This is a genomic window from Acinetobacter sp. ANC 4636 (genome assembly GCF_054454555.1).
The window spans coordinates 131,382-145,325 of the sequence record NZ_JBTKVD010000006.1; the positions used below are offsets into that span (position 1 = coordinate 131,382).

Here is a 13,944-nt window from a genome sequence, read left to right on the forward strand (position 1 = left end):
TATATTTAAATAAGTAAAATAAACAAAGAATTATAATGAATAACTATGTATTCAGCATTGGAACATGAACTTTACCATTTTTTTTATGATTTAAAAAAAAGAATATAAGCTTTTACTCAGCACTTATAAAACTTTAACTCTAAATTTTATAAGAGACTTAAGATTTTATAATTGCGAATAAATAAAATAAGGGAGATAGGTTATGAATATAATGATGAAAACATTATTATCTGCTGCAGCATTAACTGCTTTTACAGGAGTTGCTCATGCTGGTAATCAAGAATGTGATACAGGAACAGGGACTTCTAAATGTCACGACACAATTCCAATTGAGTTAGTTGTAGCAAAAAAATGTGTGCTAAGAGCTGATGATAAAATTACTGTGGACAGTAAAACTGGTGTGGGCACTGGTTCATTTTGGGTTGGTTCTAACGCTAATTATAACTTACTTGTCAATACTACTTATCATGGTCAGACAGGTGCTACAGGTACAGATGAAAGCTACTTGAAAGGCAGTGGTAGTAATACTACAACTATTCCGACAACAGTAACAACTAAACGAGGAACAACCAGTATTAACCTTGGTGTGGCAAAAACTGGTGAACCTATGGCTCTAACCACAATGAATCAATATAGTGTTACAGTGAAAACTAAAAACGCGATCGGGTCTGTTTTAGCAGATAAATATAGCGATCTCTATAGTATTGATGTCTATTTCTAATCATATATCTAAAAGAGCTCTACTAAATGTAAGTTTGGTAGAGCTTTTTAATAAAAAAATATCAGTTATTTATAAAATGGAAATTTTTTATATTATAGGGATGGACTAGATATGAGAAAAATAGTATTGCTTTTATTTATATTTTTTTTAAATATAAATAAATTATGGGCAGAATTTGGTGTAACTCCTACACAACTTTATATCACAAATAAACAGCAACGAAGCACAACAATTACCCTGTCTTTGAGTGAAGGAGGTGAAAAAAAAATATTTGAAGCATCTGCAATGAAATGGGTGCAAAACGAAAAAGGAGAGGATGTGCTAGAGCCAGATTCAAATATCATTATTAACCCGAAAAACTTTGTGATAAAACCAAATTCAGAGCAAATTATACGGGTTGGTTTTAGGCAATTACCAAGCCTAGAAAAAGAAGGTACTTGGCGTATTTTTTTTAAGGAAGTGCCACCTGCCTTAAAAGCAAATACAGTTCAATTCATGATGAATCTTTCAATTCCACTTTTTGTAGGGCAACAAAAAGTAATAGATCTAAAGGTTATACCAAGATTTGAAAATAATAATTTGTTAGTGAATATTAAAAACAATGCAGATTCTCATGTGCAAATTACAGGAATAACGTTACTAGATGAAAATAAAAAAGAAATTGCACTAAATTATGACAGGAAATATTTGCTAACAAAGCAGGAAAATAATTTTAAATTTAGTCAGATAAAATCAAGAAATATAGACAGTTATAAAATCTTAATAAAAACAGATAAAAGTGAAAAACCGCTAGAGCTTAAGCTCAAGGAATAAAATATGAAAAAAATGATCATCATCAATGGATTGATTATTTGTTCATTTGCCCATGCAGAGGCAGTAGGTGGTAATGAACCCATTTTGGCAGATATTTGGTTGAATGGTATTGATAAAAATACGGAAACTCTTTTTATTCAGGAAAATAATCAATTTTATGTTGAATGTGGCGTACTTGCTCAGCTTAAACTGAAAGTAGATTTATTTCAAAAAAATACGAGCCAAAAGCAGTATTGTTTGGTGACGACACCTTCGATTGGGTCTGAGCTAGATACAGCAATGCAAGCTGTAAAAATAAACGTACCACCAGAATATTTTTTAGAATATTTTGATAAGACTAAATTGCCTTTGCCAAATAAGGCGAATTTAGGGGCTTTTTTGAATTATGATTTTTACTTTGATAAATCTAAAGGCGCTCATGAATTTAATAATCTTTATGAATTAGGGTTTTTTAAAGATTTTTGGATGTTTAAAAATGCCGTGATCTATAGGGATCAGGTAAATAGTGGTGAAAGTTCTGTAGTTCGTTTGAATACAGAGCTTAGTATTGATTTTCCTGGGAATTACACCAAACTTGTATTGGGTGATACGACGACAGTCTATAACCCTTTAGCGAGTTCCTTTCGGTTTGGTGGTTTAAGTTTTGGTACAAACTATACTGAGCGTTCAGACCTTATTTACTGGAATGCTCCTGTGTTGAGAGGGAGTGCTGTCGTTCCTTCAACCATCGATCTATATATTAATGGTATTAATATATATCGGCAAAATGTTACTGCTGGAGACTATGTATTACAAACAGGTGCAAATATTCAACAATCGGGTAATGCACAAATAGTGGTACAAGATGTACTTGGAAATCGAAGTGTACAGAATTTCCCAATTTTAATTAATAACCGATTATTACAAGCTGGGCTAAATGAATATAATGTGTCTCTAGGAAAGATACGCTATAACTATGATTATAATAGCTCAGATTATCGTGAATTTTTTACCAGTGGATATTTTCGGCGCGGTATAACAGATAAAACAACTTTGGGCTTTACTACAGATTATAGCTCGGATATACAAACTTTGGGTTTAATGTGGACACAGGCTGCCCCCAAGTATGCTTTATTTGATTTTTCTGTGATGGGCAGTCATGGTTATGGTGAAAATGGTTACGCATTAGGTGCCTCAGTGAGTCGTAACTTTAAAAATTTCTCTTTTGGTGTGGCGAGTAAATATTCCTCAGATAAATTTAAATCATTGGGTTATACAGTTGACACTATTATTCCACAATTTGATAATCTTGCTTATTTGAGTTTTTATAATATTCCATTTGTTGATAATATAAATCTTAACTATATCGATCGTCGTTATTATAAAAATCAAAACCCAAATCAAACTTTACCAAATACTAAACTTTTAAACATTGGAGTCTCGAAAAGAATTACATCACAGCTTTATGTAAGCTTGTCTTATTTTAAAGATTTTAGTGCGAGTCAAGATGATGGTGCTTATATTTCATTAAGTTATAATTTTGATAATAATAAATCTGTTTATGTTGATCAATCTGTGGATGGTAATACTCGTGCAACCTTCGCTCAATCTATTACAGGGCAGAATGGTTTTGGTTATTCTGTAGGGATGAATCGGTCGAATGGACAGTTAGGCTATAATGCTTCTGGATTATTAAAAACTTCATATGGCGATTTGCGGGTTTTACATTCTCAAAATCCAGATTACTATGATACTCAGGTGGATTATAAAGGGGCATTGGTTTGGTTAGATAATCAATTTAATTTCACCAAATCAATCGATGATGCCTTTGCCCTTGTTAAAGTTTCAGACTATAAAGATATTGAAGTTTATCGCTCATTGGTGCCTGTGGGTAAAACTAAACAAAATGGCTATTTCTTTATTCATAATATCTTGCCGTATATCACATATGATTTGTCATTTAATCAAGACCAGATTCCGATTGAAAGCAAGATAGAAACATCAAATAAAAAGTTAATCGCACTTAATCAGCGAGGTTATTTCTTCGATTTTCCAATTTATCAAACCCAACAGGTCGTTGTTAAATTGTTAAATACGAAAGGCGAGATTTTCCCGAGAGCAACTGAAGTTTATTTAGATAATAATAAAGATGAAGTTTATCCAACAGATGCTGAAGGTCAATTGTATTTATACGGATTGTTACCAGGGCATAAATATCAATTAAAAGCACAACAAGCGGAGGATTCATTCTGTACCAGTGAGTTAAATGTCCCTGCACAAACTGCAGATCATAATCCGGAAAAAGTAATAGAGCTTACTTGTAAGTAGGAGAAGTCAAATGAAGAGCGTATTTATTTTATGTTTAGCCTGTAGCGTAATGAGCACTACCTATGCTGCTTCGTGTTCTGTGGGTAATGTAACCGAACCTAAAATGATGCTGGCGAGTTATTATCATAGTCAATCTGCAACTTCATTTAGTGTGAATTGTGATCGTGGTTACTCGATTCTTTTTAGTAGTATGAATCTGCGTAGTGCTGATGGTACGAGTTACGTATCAAATGGCGCCTATAAACTAAGAACCAAATTAACGATTTCAGGTCCTGTAGAAAATCTGTGGAATGTGCCATTAACTGCCAATACTACGGGTACAAATCGATATATTATTGCTGTCCATCTGGAAGAACAGCCCTCTATTCGTACTCCAGCAGGCGTTTACAGAGATATGATTTATGTTAATTTATCTTTCTGATTTTTAATGATACTTATTTGCTCGTGCCAGATAAGTATCATTTTATTATTTTTGTGATTGTATAAAGTTATTCATCAACATCATTTTCTTTTTAATAGACTCCTTTCATCTGCCGATCTAATTTTCTCTCACAGAGTAAAACAAAGCGACGCTAAACAATGATGAAAGAAGCCTAAAGTACCCAAAACTGCATGTTTTGATATTTTTAATGCTTAGTTTAAAAATAATCGTGCAATATCTTGGCGTGGTTTAAATCCCCGCATCGGTTGGGCGGCGTTGTAAATTCAAGAATGAACGGTTTGGCGCCATATTTAAGTTAATATTGTGAGGCATAATTGGCGACTGGAACCACTTATGGTAAAGCTTGCCCATTTGACCAGATTTCCATAGACCATTTACGCTTGTATCAACAATATCTTTAAACTTGGGATCTCCTTTTGGCAACATGATGGCATAAGGTTCAGAAGATAAAACAGGGCCTACAATTTCATAGGCATGTGGGTTTGAGCTTTTAGCAATAAGTCCTGCAAGAATATTATCATCCATGACAAACGCTTCAGCCTTGCCACTGGCAAGAATTGCAAATGAGTCATCAAAGTCACGGCCATAAACATTCGTCACATTAATATTTTTACCACGTTCATTACGCTTGATATATGTATCTGATGTTGTGCCAGCAGTTGTTACAACGGCTTTGTGGTCAAGGTCAACAAGGTTTTGAATATGCGCACTTTTTCTGACTGCCATACGAACTTCGGTGTAATAGAAGTTGGTTGAGAAAGCTACCTCGTGCTGGCGTTTGTAGGAGTTTGTCGTTGCACCGCATTCCATATCAACATGACCTGATTGAATGCTAGGTATGCGTTGACTTGGATTAAGAGCAACAAACTCAACTTTTAAATGGGGAGCGTTGAGTTCTTTTTTAATGTCGTTGGCAACGGTACGGCAAATGTCGATCACATAGCCTGTTGCGCCACCATTGTAAGTATAGGAGATTGGCATAGCAGCATCATTGAAGCCAATGACTAATTTTCCTGAGTTTTTGATCTTCGCAAGTGTATCCACTGCATGGGTTTGACTTGTTCCTAGAGAAAGGCAAGCAAACAAAGATGACGCAATGAATGTTCTTGAAAATAATTTCATGATTTTCCCTGATATGGTGTTGTGTATTGTTTTTAAAATAGGCGTGAGCCAGTGTAATTTATAAGCAAAACAAATGCCATATTTTTGGATTGTAATATCATGATTTTTTTGAATTTAATATTAGTGTAATATTTTATATTATTGATTTTTAATATTATTTAAATTTGTCTTTATGTGTTTGAAAATAAACAAAATGTGAATTTATGGTGAATAAATAAACGGTTATTTTTGTTTGAAAAAAGATTGCAATATATCGGTGCATTTACTGTTTAGTTATGCTTACTAATCGTGCAATTTATTGAAAATTTAATCAACAATCATCTTCACAACTTCAGTGTTGCAACTGTCAAAAAAACGTCATCGACTCATCATTAAACTGCAAGAAAATAAGATTAGATTGGTTTTCATAAAACAACAAAATGATATGGTGGAACCATGCTTATGCCATCGACTGCGGCATTGAAACGCCAGTTAGATATGCCATTTAAATTTCGATTTAAACGCAGTTATCAGCAGCCTGCACATGAAGCACAGGAACGTGCAGTAGAACAACTTATTCGTCCTAAGCTCAAAATTGCAATCGTCACGGAAACCTGGCCTCCTGAAATTAATGGTGTGGCACTTTCATTATTGCATCTGTGTCAGGGTTTACAGCAACAAGGGCATAAAATTATGCTCATTCGTCCAGAGCAGAGTCGCAGTTGTACCACATTTGTGGCACAGCAGGAATGTCTGGTTACGGCACATAAAATTCCGAAGTATCCAAGTTTACAATTTGGTCGCCCGCAGTGGATGAAGGTGACTAAAGCAATTGAACAGTTTCAACCAGATGTGGTGCATATCGTTACTGAAGGGCCTTTGGGGCTTTTGGCATTGCAAGTCGCAAAAATGAAAAAAATTGCGATTTCCAGTGGTTTTCATTCACCATTTCAAGAGTTTAGCCGATTTTTTGATTTGGCATTTTTGGTCAAACCCATTCAGCATTATTTACGCTGGTTTCATAACAATACTAATTTGACCTGTGTACCTAGTCAGGATACTGCACGTGCTTTGCAAGCACATGGCATCACTTGCCCGATCCAGGTGATTAGCCGTGGGGTGGATCATCGTTTATTTTCTCCAGAGCATCGCTGTGAAGATATGCGCCAGCATTGGGGTGTCGATCGTCAAACTAAGGTGTTGTTGTATGTTGGACGACTTTCTCCTGAAAAAGAAATTCATGTTTTGATTGATGGGTACTTACAGGCTCGTCGTCAACAGCAGGCTGTTCGGTTGGTGATAGTGGGTGATGGGCCAGACAAAGAACGCCTGCAACGGTTGGATTCAGAACAACAGGTTGTTTTTATGGGGAACCTGACAGGGCAACGCTTAGCTGAAGCGTATGCCAGTAGTGACGTGTTTGTATTTGCCAGTCGAGTAGAAACTTTTGGTAACGTAGTTTTGGAAGCAATGGCTAGTGGTCTACCTGTTTTGGCTTATGATTATGCTTGTGCACATGCATATGTCCAAAATGAACAGTCCGGCTGGTTGATTGATTTAAACGATGGGCAAGGTTTGGTACAGCGCATGCAGAATTTACCTGCTTTGTCGCAGTTGCATCTCATGGGACAGCAGGCGCGCATGCAAGTCAAAGATGCAGGATGGCAACGTCCTGTACAGCAGTTTGAGCAGGCTTTGTATGGTTTGATGATGACCTAGAATTAAGCCGATTCATCTTTGTTAGATGAGGAGAATACGATGACTAGTTTTCAACGCGCTAAACTATACATCTTGGCACTTGATCTTAAAGGCTGTTTGTATCTGAATCATTTTTCCCATTCACAGGGAATCAGTCAATTTTTTAAAGTCATTAGTCGTTTGGGTGATGGCTGGTTTTGGTACGTGATGCTTAGCATTGTCTGGATCAGTCATGGCTTGGCGTATATTGTACAAATCAGTTATTTGTTGCTGGCAGGTTCAACAGGGACATTGCTCTATAAGTTACTTAAGCACAAAACGATTCGACCACGACCTTATCAGGTTCATCAGGTGATTGTTTTGGGAGAGCGCCCACTGGATCATTTTAGTTTTCCCTCTGGACACACCTTGCATGCAGTCATGGCAACCACGGTACTTGGTTATATCCAGCCTGTTTTATTGCTGTGTATGCTGCCATTTACCATATTGGTTGCGCTCTCGCGAATGGTTTTGGGTTTGCACTATCCGACCGATGTGATTATTGGTGCAGTTTTGGGTGGTTTGGTGGGATGGGCCGTGATTTCCTGCGCACCAATGCTGAATCTGGTGTTGTAAAACAGACAGTGAAATTTTAAAGTAGCCGCATGATATATAGATACTAGGATAGATGATGGGCTTACGCTGGACTGATACAATCGATATCGCAATTGAATTATTGGAAGCACATCCTGATGTTGACCCGCAGTGGGTTCGTTTTACCGATTTGCATACATGGGTGTGTGCTTTGCCCGATTTTAGCGATGACCCAAATAAGTCGACAGAAGGTTTGCTTGAAGCCATTCAGATGGCATGGATTGATGAAAGCAATTAAAAACGGCTAAAAATCCAAACTTTTACATTTTCTTAGCTGATTATTCTGACTAACCTCGGTATAATGCGGCAAAAATTTATCTTGATTTTTTGAATTAAGGAGCCAGACATGGCAATTGAACGTACTTTATCTATCGTAAAACCAGACGCTGTTGCTAAAAACCACATTGGTGACATTTTCGCTCGTTTTGAAAAAGCTGGCTTAAAAATCGTTGCAACAAAAATGAAACACCTTTCTCAAGCTGAAGCTGAAGGTTTTTACGCAGAACACAAAGAACGCGGTTTCTTTGCTGACCTCGTTGCGTTCATGACTTCTGGTCCAGTTGTTGTTTCAGTTCTTGAAGGCGAAAACGCAGTTCTTGCTCACCGTGAAATCTTGGGCGCTACAAACCCTAAAGAAGCTGCACCTGGTACAATCCGTGCAGACTTCGCTGTAAGCATCGATGAAAACGCTGCTCACGGTTCTGACTCAGTAGCTTCTGCTACTCGCGAAGTTTCTTATTTCTTCGCTCAAACTGAAGTTTGCCCACGCACTCGTTAATCGAGATACTTCAAACCAGATAAGTGTTATACTGCTTATCTGGTTTTTTTATTCTTGAAAATCTCCTGGCTCTATAAAGCCACTCTTGTTTTTTCTTTGACATTGTTTAGGTAATACACATGGCTCTTGAAGCAGTTGGTTCATCTTTGGTTCCAGATGGACAGCAAAACACCGCCACATTGCATCAGCCTGCGAATCCAGTGCAAAAAGTTAATTTACTTGGCATGTCACGGGCAGAACTCGAAAAATTCTTTGAAGATTTGGGCGAAAAGAAGTTTCGCGCAGGTCAGGTCATGAAATGGATTCACCAGTACTTTGTCACTGATTTTGCTGAAATGACCAATATTTCAGGCAAGCTTCGCGACAAACTGGTACAGATTTGTGAAATTAAAGCGCCTGAAGTGGTTCATCGTAATTATTCTAAAGATGGCACACGTAAGTGGGTGTTTCGCGTGGGTGAAGGCGAGGGCTCTTTGGTTGAGACCGTTCTGATTCCTGCGGAAGATAAAACAGGTTTACGCAAGACCTTGTGTATTTCTTCGCAAGTGGGTTGTGCATTGGACTGTTCATTTTGTTCGACAGGAAAACAAGGCTTTCAGCGCGATCTAACTCCAGCTGAAATTATTGGTCAGCTTTGGATGGCAAACTTCTCTTATATGGAAGACGTGCCTGTTGTAGAGCGCGAACGCTCAGTGACCAATGTCGTGATGATGGGTATGGGCGAGCCTTTACTCAACTATGATGCTGTTTTAAGTTCAATGCGTATTATGCTAGATGACTTTGCATATGGCATGTCCAAGCGCCGCGTGACACTGTCAACTTCAGGTGTTGTACCGAAAATTGATCAGCTGGCACAAGATATTGATGTGGCTTTAGCAATTTCTTTACATGCACCGAACGATGAGTTGCGTAACGAACTTGTACCGATCAATAAAAAATACCCATTAGAACAATTGATTACTGCATGTCAGCGTTATATTGCCAAAGACGGTAATGAAAGTGCACGTAAGCATGTGACCATTGAATATGTCATGCTCGATGGGGTGAATGATCAGCCTGAGCATGCCCAGCAATTACTTAAATTATTAAAAAATCTACCAAGTAAGATTAACTTGATTCCTTTTAACCCGTTCCCGCACGCACCGTATGGCCGCTCAAGTCGTAACCGTATTATTGCCTTCCAAAAAACTTTGTCAGATGCGGGCTTTGTCTGTACTATTCGTCAGACACGTGGTGACGATATTGATGCTGCATGTGGTCAGTTGGTTGGACAAGTTGCTGACCGCACCCGTCGCGCGGCGCAATGGCAAAAGAAAATTGCAGAAAAAAATGAGATCATACGCTCAAAAGGATAATAATTCACTGAGGTGGTTTGGCGTGAAAAAAACTGTAAAACATAGTGTGATATTACTGGGTGTAGGTGCTTTGTTGTTCAGTTTACAAGGCTGTCAAAGCACACTTGGGTTGGTGAAAAAAGATAGTTCACCGAGTTATGCAGATATTAGTACGCCAACCAGCAAGTTTAAGCGTGACAAGAAAAAAGCGGCTGAAATTCGTGTAGAGATTGCAGCTGAATATTTACGCACAGGTGATTTAGATGCAGCGAAACGTGCGCTCGATGATGTGTTTCAAGAGACCACTCGCAACGTGCGTGCTAATATGCTTATGGCAGTCTTGTTGCAGCAAGAGGGTAGCCCTGAGAATGTAGCGAAAGCTGAAGAATATTTTAAACGTGCGATTTCGATTGACCCTCAAGATGCACAAACACGTAACAATTATGGGCGTTATCTGTTTCAGTTAGGGCGCTATAATGACGCGCTTGAACAACTCAAGCTTGCAGGCTCAACTTTAGGGTATGAGCAGCGTGGAATGGCACTGGAAAATCTGGGCCTAACCTATTTAAAGCTGGGTGATGCACCAAATGCTGAAAAAACATTCAGACAAGCCCTGCAAGTAAATCGAAATTCTACAGTTTCGATGTTAGAGTTGGCAGAAATTTTTTACCTGCGTCAACAGTTTGCACTGGCAACAGAAGCGTATGGTGATTATGTGCGATTGGTTGGTGATAAAAACCAAAGCGCACACGGTCTATGGGTTGGTATTCGCCTTGCTCGCGCCAATGGTGATAATATGAGCAAGCAGGTTTTGGTTAACCAATTGCGGGCTTTGTTCCCCGATAGCCAAGAATATCAACGTTATTTGCAATTACAGTACAGTACTGAGGCGGTATGGAAGTAAATCCAAATTCACAGCAATCGACGGGTACATCAGCAACCCCTAATACTTTAGGCAACGTTCAGCGTCCAGGTGAATACTTACGTCATATCCGCCTTGCTCAAAAACGTGAATTGGCTGATGTTTCAAAAGCTTTGAATATGCCGATAAAAACTTTGGAAGCGCTAGAAAGTGATGATTATAAATCATTGCCTGAAGCAACGTTTATTAAAGGTTATTATCGTATATATGCCAAATACTTAAATGTCGATGCTTCGGCAATTATTCAACGTTTTGATGAAATCTATGCCAATGACACAGGTTTATTGCCAAATCACGCCTTAAAAGATTCACCGATTAAAATCATGGGCAAACTGCCTGGTTCAAACAGTGATCGCAATAAAAAATGGCTAAAACGCATTGTGATTGCCATTGTGGTGATTTTTGTATTATGGCTCGTGGTGTTAGGCTTGCAAAAATGGGCAGCCAAAAAACAGCCAGCAGCTGCGGCAAACCCACAATCGAATACACAGGTGATTTCTTCTGTAGATCAAAATACAGCAACTACGGGCGATCAGCTCAATTTGAAATTCTCACAGCCGACTTCAGTCAATATTGTGGACTCAACAGGTAAAGTATTGGCAACAGGTCGTCAGGCTTCAGATTTAAGCCTAAAAGGCGTTTCACCATTTCAGGTACGTCTTGACAATGCCAGTGCTGTGACTTTAACCCTAAATAATGAATCTATTCCTTTGGCACCTTATACGGTAAATGGTCAGGCAGACTTCCGTTTATCACGTTAATGCAACAGAGTTGACCAAGTCATGATCGAAAATCCAATTAAACGCCGTCCAACACGTAAAATCCGTGTTGGTTCTGTGTATGTGGGTGGTGATGCACCAATTACGGTGCAAAGTATGACCAATACTGAAACCTGCGATGTCGATGCAACCGTGGCGCAAATTGAGCGCTGTGTACAAGCAGGTGCAGACATCATGCGTGTTTCAGTACCTTCAATGGAGGCTGCTGAAGCCTTTGGTGCTATCCGTAAACGGGTACAAGTGCCTTTGGTTGCTGATATTCATTTTGACCATAAAATTGCATTGGCTGTTGCTGATTATGGTGCAGACTGCCTACGCATTAACCCAGGTAATATTGGTTCAGATCAAAAAGTACGTGAAGTTGTGGCTGCGGCGAAGCATCATGGTATTTCGATTCGGATTGGGGTCAATGCAGGTTCTTTAGAAAAAGATTTGCAGAAAAAATATGGCGAACCGACAGGGCAGGCATTGCTTGAATCTGCACTGCGCCACATTGATATTTTAGATCGTTTGGACTTTCAAGAGTTTAAAGTCAGTGTAAAAGCATCAAATGTGTTTTTAACTTTGGATGCTTATCGTTTATTATCTCAACAAATTGATAATCCGTTACATTTAGGTGTGACCGAAGCGGGGATTTACCGTACGGGTACAGTCAAGTCTGCGATTGCTTTGGGTGGCCTGCTGCTGGAAGGCATTGGTGATACCATGCGTATTTCCTTGGCGGCTGAGCCTGAAGATGAAGTCAAAATTGGTTTTGATATTTTAAAATCACTTGGACTTCGCTCAAACGGGATCAATTTTATTGCGTGCCCAAGCTGTTCGCGTCAGGAATTTAATGTCATTAAAGTGATGCAGGCACTGGAGCAACGCCTAGAAGGTATTCGCACACCAATGGATGTTTCGGTAATTGGCTGTAAGGTCAATGGACCTGGTGAAGCCAAGGAAGCCGATATTGGTGTGGTTGGGGCAAGCCCTCGATCATTGGTTTATCGAAATGGTGAGAAAAGCCATCTTATTGATACCGATCAGTTGGTTGACGAAATTGAAACAATGGTTCGTCAACGTGTTCAAGAGCTTGAAGAAGCTAAAGCTAAAGAGATTATTCGTAGTTCATCATGAGTTCAATTGTCGCAATTAAAGGTTTTAATGACGTTCTTCCTTCGCAAACGCCTGCGTGGAGACGTCTGGAGCAGCATCTTGCATCATTAATGGATGCCTATGGCTATCAACAAATCCGTTTGCCGATGGTTGAACATACGGGTTTGTTTAAACGTGCTATTGGTGATGCAACCGATATCGTTGAAAAAGAAATGTATACCTTTTTCGACAAAGGTAATCCGCCAGAGTCGCTGACTTTACGTCCTGAAGGGACGGCAGGTTGTGTACGCGCCATGCTTGAACATAATTTGTTGCGTGGAGCAACGCCACGTGTGTGGTATATCGGACCAATGTTCCGCTATGAAAAACCACAAAAAGGTCGTTACCGTCAGTTTCATCAATTTGGTGTGGAAACTTTTGGGGTGGCAACGCCAGATATTGATGCTGAACTGATTTTAATGACTGCACGTTTGTGGCAGCGTATGGGCGTTTCCGACAAAGTTCAGCTTGAGCTGAATACTTTGGGTGAAATGGATGAGCGTAACGAATACCGTAATGCATTGGTTGAGTTTTTGACTGCGCATAAAGACGAGCTTGATGAAGATTCTCAGCGCCGTTTAAGCACCAACCCACTACGTATTTTGGATTCAAAAAACGAGCGTACCCAGCAAATTCTGGAAAATGCACCGAAACTGCATGACTTCCTAAAAGAAGACACCATGCAGCATTTTGCACAATTGCAGCAGTATTTAACTGATGCAGGTGTGAAGTTTGTGATTAACCAGAAACTGGTTCGTGGTTTAGATTATTACAACAAAACCGTATTTGAATGGACAACCACACATTTGGGTTCACAAGGCACAGTCTGTGCAGGTGGACGTTATGATGGTCTAGTGGGACAACTTAAAGGTAAAGCAGATCAGTCTGTACCTGCAGTTGGTTTTGCTATGGGCATGGAACGTTTGCTCTTGTTGCTTGAACAGGTTGAACAAACACAAATCACTCGTGATTGTGAAGTGTTCTTACTTGCCGATCCTGCTTGTCAGGGTAAAGCTCTGGTGTTGGCAGAACAATTACGCAATCAGCTTGAAGCTTTAAACAGCTCAATTCGTGTGAAAACAGGCTCTCAAGGCAGTATGAAAAGCCAAATGAAAAAGGCAGATCAATCTGGGGCAGTTTTTGCCATGATTTTGGGTGAGCGTGAGTGGGAAAATCAGCAAGTCAGCCTCAAAACATTGGCAACGGCAGAACAAGTCGAGCTAAAAATTGCGGACATCGTGCCATTTTTAATTGAAAAATTTGCTGAATAAGCTGCATA

14 protein-coding genes are annotated in these 13,944 nt (G+C 39.1%); 13 read left to right on the plus strand and 1 reads right to left on the minus strand.

Annotation, left to right across the window (positions count from 1 at the left end):
* Window positions 1-202: 202 nt before the first annotated feature.
* From ACX1N5_RS08455 to ACX1N5_RS08470, 4 genes are all read left to right on the plus strand, one after another.
* On the plus strand, window positions 203-721 hold the full coding sequence (locus ACX1N5_RS08455; protein WP_458801450.1) for a hypothetical protein: 519 nt from the start codon (window positions 203-205) through the stop codon (window positions 719-721).
* A gap of 111 nt (window positions 722-832) precedes the next feature.
* Complete coding sequence (locus tag ACX1N5_RS08460) at window positions 833-1,534, plus strand: fimbrial biogenesis chaperone (RefSeq protein WP_458801448.1); 702 nt, start codon at window positions 833-835, stop codon at window positions 1,532-1,534.
* Between the two features lie 3 nt (window positions 1,535-1,537).
* Entirely contained in the window at window positions 1,538-3,841 is a 2,304-nt protein-coding gene (locus ACX1N5_RS08465) for a fimbria/pilus outer membrane usher protein (RefSeq protein WP_458801446.1), read from the plus strand.
* A gap of 10 nt (window positions 3,842-3,851) precedes the next feature.
* Complete coding sequence (locus tag ACX1N5_RS08470) at window positions 3,852-4,262, plus strand: hypothetical protein (RefSeq protein WP_131381332.1); 411 nt, start codon at window positions 3,852-3,854, stop codon at window positions 4,260-4,262.
* Between the two features lie 249 nt (window positions 4,263-4,511).
* Here the strand turns inward: ACX1N5_RS08470 and ACX1N5_RS08475 are convergent, their stop codons facing one another.
* On the minus strand, window positions 4,512-5,405 hold the full coding sequence (locus ACX1N5_RS08475) for an amino acid ABC transporter substrate-binding protein (protein ID WP_458801444.1): 894 nt from the start codon (window positions 5,403-5,405) through the stop codon (window positions 4,512-4,514).
* A gap of 441 nt (window positions 5,406-5,846) precedes the next feature.
* Between ACX1N5_RS08475 and ACX1N5_RS08480 the strand changes: the two genes are divergently transcribed.
* The 9 genes from ACX1N5_RS08480 to hisS all read left to right on the plus strand — a co-directional run bounded on the left by ACX1N5_RS08480 (window position 5,847) and on the right by hisS (window position 13,936).
* Complete coding sequence (locus ACX1N5_RS08480; RefSeq protein ID WP_131381477.1) at window positions 5,847-7,103, plus strand: glycosyltransferase family 4 protein; 1,257 nt, start codon at window positions 5,847-5,849, stop codon at window positions 7,101-7,103.
* A 39-nt stretch (window positions 7,104-7,142) separates the two neighbouring features.
* Window positions 7,143-7,697 (plus strand): phosphatase PAP2 family protein, encoded by a 555-nt coding sequence (locus tag ACX1N5_RS08485; RefSeq protein ID WP_131381328.1) that lies wholly within the window; start codon window positions 7,143-7,145, stop codon window positions 7,695-7,697.
* 55 nt (window positions 7,698-7,752) lie between these two features.
* Entirely contained in the window at window positions 7,753-7,953 is a 201-nt protein-coding gene (iscX, locus tag ACX1N5_RS08490) for a Fe-S cluster assembly protein IscX (protein ID WP_004749756.1), read from the plus strand.
* A 108-nt stretch (window positions 7,954-8,061) separates the two neighbouring features.
* Window positions 8,062-8,493 carry a nucleoside-diphosphate kinase gene (gene ndk / locus ACX1N5_RS08495; RefSeq protein WP_004749754.1) on the plus strand — a complete coding sequence of 144 codons (432 nt, stop codon included), beginning with the start codon at window positions 8,062-8,064 and terminating at the stop codon, window positions 8,491-8,493.
* A gap of 119 nt (window positions 8,494-8,612) precedes the next feature.
* Window positions 8,613-9,848: a 23S rRNA (adenine(2503)-C(2))-methyltransferase RlmN gene (rlmN, locus tag ACX1N5_RS08500; RefSeq protein WP_458801441.1), complete on the plus strand. Its 1,236-nt coding sequence runs from the start codon at window positions 8,613-8,615 to the stop codon at window positions 9,846-9,848.
* A gap of 22 nt (window positions 9,849-9,870) precedes the next feature.
* Complete coding sequence (pilW, locus tag ACX1N5_RS08505) at window positions 9,871-10,731, plus strand: type IV pilus biogenesis/stability protein PilW (RefSeq protein ID WP_004902248.1); 861 nt, start codon at window positions 9,871-9,873, stop codon at window positions 10,729-10,731.
* Window positions 10,722-11,510, plus strand: a complete 789-nt coding sequence (locus ACX1N5_RS08510) for a helix-turn-helix domain-containing protein (RefSeq protein WP_458801439.1) — start codon at window positions 10,722-10,724, stop codon at window positions 11,508-11,510. Before pilW ends, ACX1N5_RS08510 begins: the two co-directional genes overlap by 10 nt.
* 21 nt (window positions 11,511-11,531) lie before the next feature.
* The gene (ispG, locus tag ACX1N5_RS08515) at window positions 11,532-12,647 is read left to right on the plus strand and encodes a flavodoxin-dependent (E)-4-hydroxy-3-methylbut-2-enyl-diphosphate synthase (protein WP_045794411.1); all 1,116 of its coding nucleotides are present in this window, start codon (window positions 11,532-11,534) and stop codon (window positions 12,645-12,647) included.
* On the plus strand, window positions 12,644-13,936 hold the full coding sequence (gene hisS / locus ACX1N5_RS08520) for a histidine--tRNA ligase (protein WP_004749747.1): 1,293 nt from the start codon (window positions 12,644-12,646) through the stop codon (window positions 13,934-13,936). Before ispG ends, hisS begins: the two co-directional genes overlap by 4 nt.
* The last annotated feature ends 8 nt before the right edge of the window (window positions 13,937-13,944 follow it).

Bases quoted from the DNA above. Each gene is read 5' to 3' on its own strand.
- ACX1N5_RS08455 (WP_458801450.1), top strand. From the start codon at position 203: ATGAATATAATGATGAAAACATTATTATCTGCTGCAGCATTAACTGCT.
- ACX1N5_RS08460 (WP_458801448.1), top strand. From the start codon at position 833: ATGAGAAAAATAGTATTGCTTTTATTTATATTTTTTTTAAATATAAAT.
- ACX1N5_RS08465 (WP_458801446.1), top strand. From the start codon at position 1,538: ATGAAAAAAATGATCATCATCAATGGATTGATTATTTGTTCATTTGCC.
- ACX1N5_RS08470 (WP_131381332.1), top strand. From the start codon at position 3,852: ATGAAGAGCGTATTTATTTTATGTTTAGCCTGTAGCGTAATGAGCACT.
- ACX1N5_RS08475 (WP_458801444.1), bottom strand. From the start codon at position 5,405: ATGAAATTATTTTCAAGAACATTCATTGCGTCATCTTTGTTTGCTTGC.
- ACX1N5_RS08480 (WP_131381477.1), top strand. From the start codon at position 5,847: ATGCCATCGACTGCGGCATTGAAACGCCAGTTAGATATGCCATTTAAA.
- ACX1N5_RS08485 (WP_131381328.1), top strand. From the start codon at position 7,143: ATGACTAGTTTTCAACGCGCTAAACTATACATCTTGGCACTTGATCTT.
- iscX (WP_004749756.1), top strand. From the start codon at position 7,753: ATGGGCTTACGCTGGACTGATACAATCGATATCGCAATTGAATTATTG.
- ndk (WP_004749754.1), top strand. From the start codon at position 8,062: ATGGCAATTGAACGTACTTTATCTATCGTAAAACCAGACGCTGTTGCT.
- rlmN (WP_458801441.1), top strand. From the start codon at position 8,613: ATGGCTCTTGAAGCAGTTGGTTCATCTTTGGTTCCAGATGGACAGCAA.
- ACX1N5_RS08510 (WP_458801439.1), top strand. From the start codon at position 10,722: ATGGAAGTAAATCCAAATTCACAGCAATCGACGGGTACATCAGCAACC.
- ispG (WP_045794411.1), top strand. From the start codon at position 11,532: ATGATCGAAAATCCAATTAAACGCCGTCCAACACGTAAAATCCGTGTT.
- hisS (WP_004749747.1), top strand. From the start codon at position 12,644: ATGAGTTCAATTGTCGCAATTAAAGGTTTTAATGACGTTCTTCCTTCG.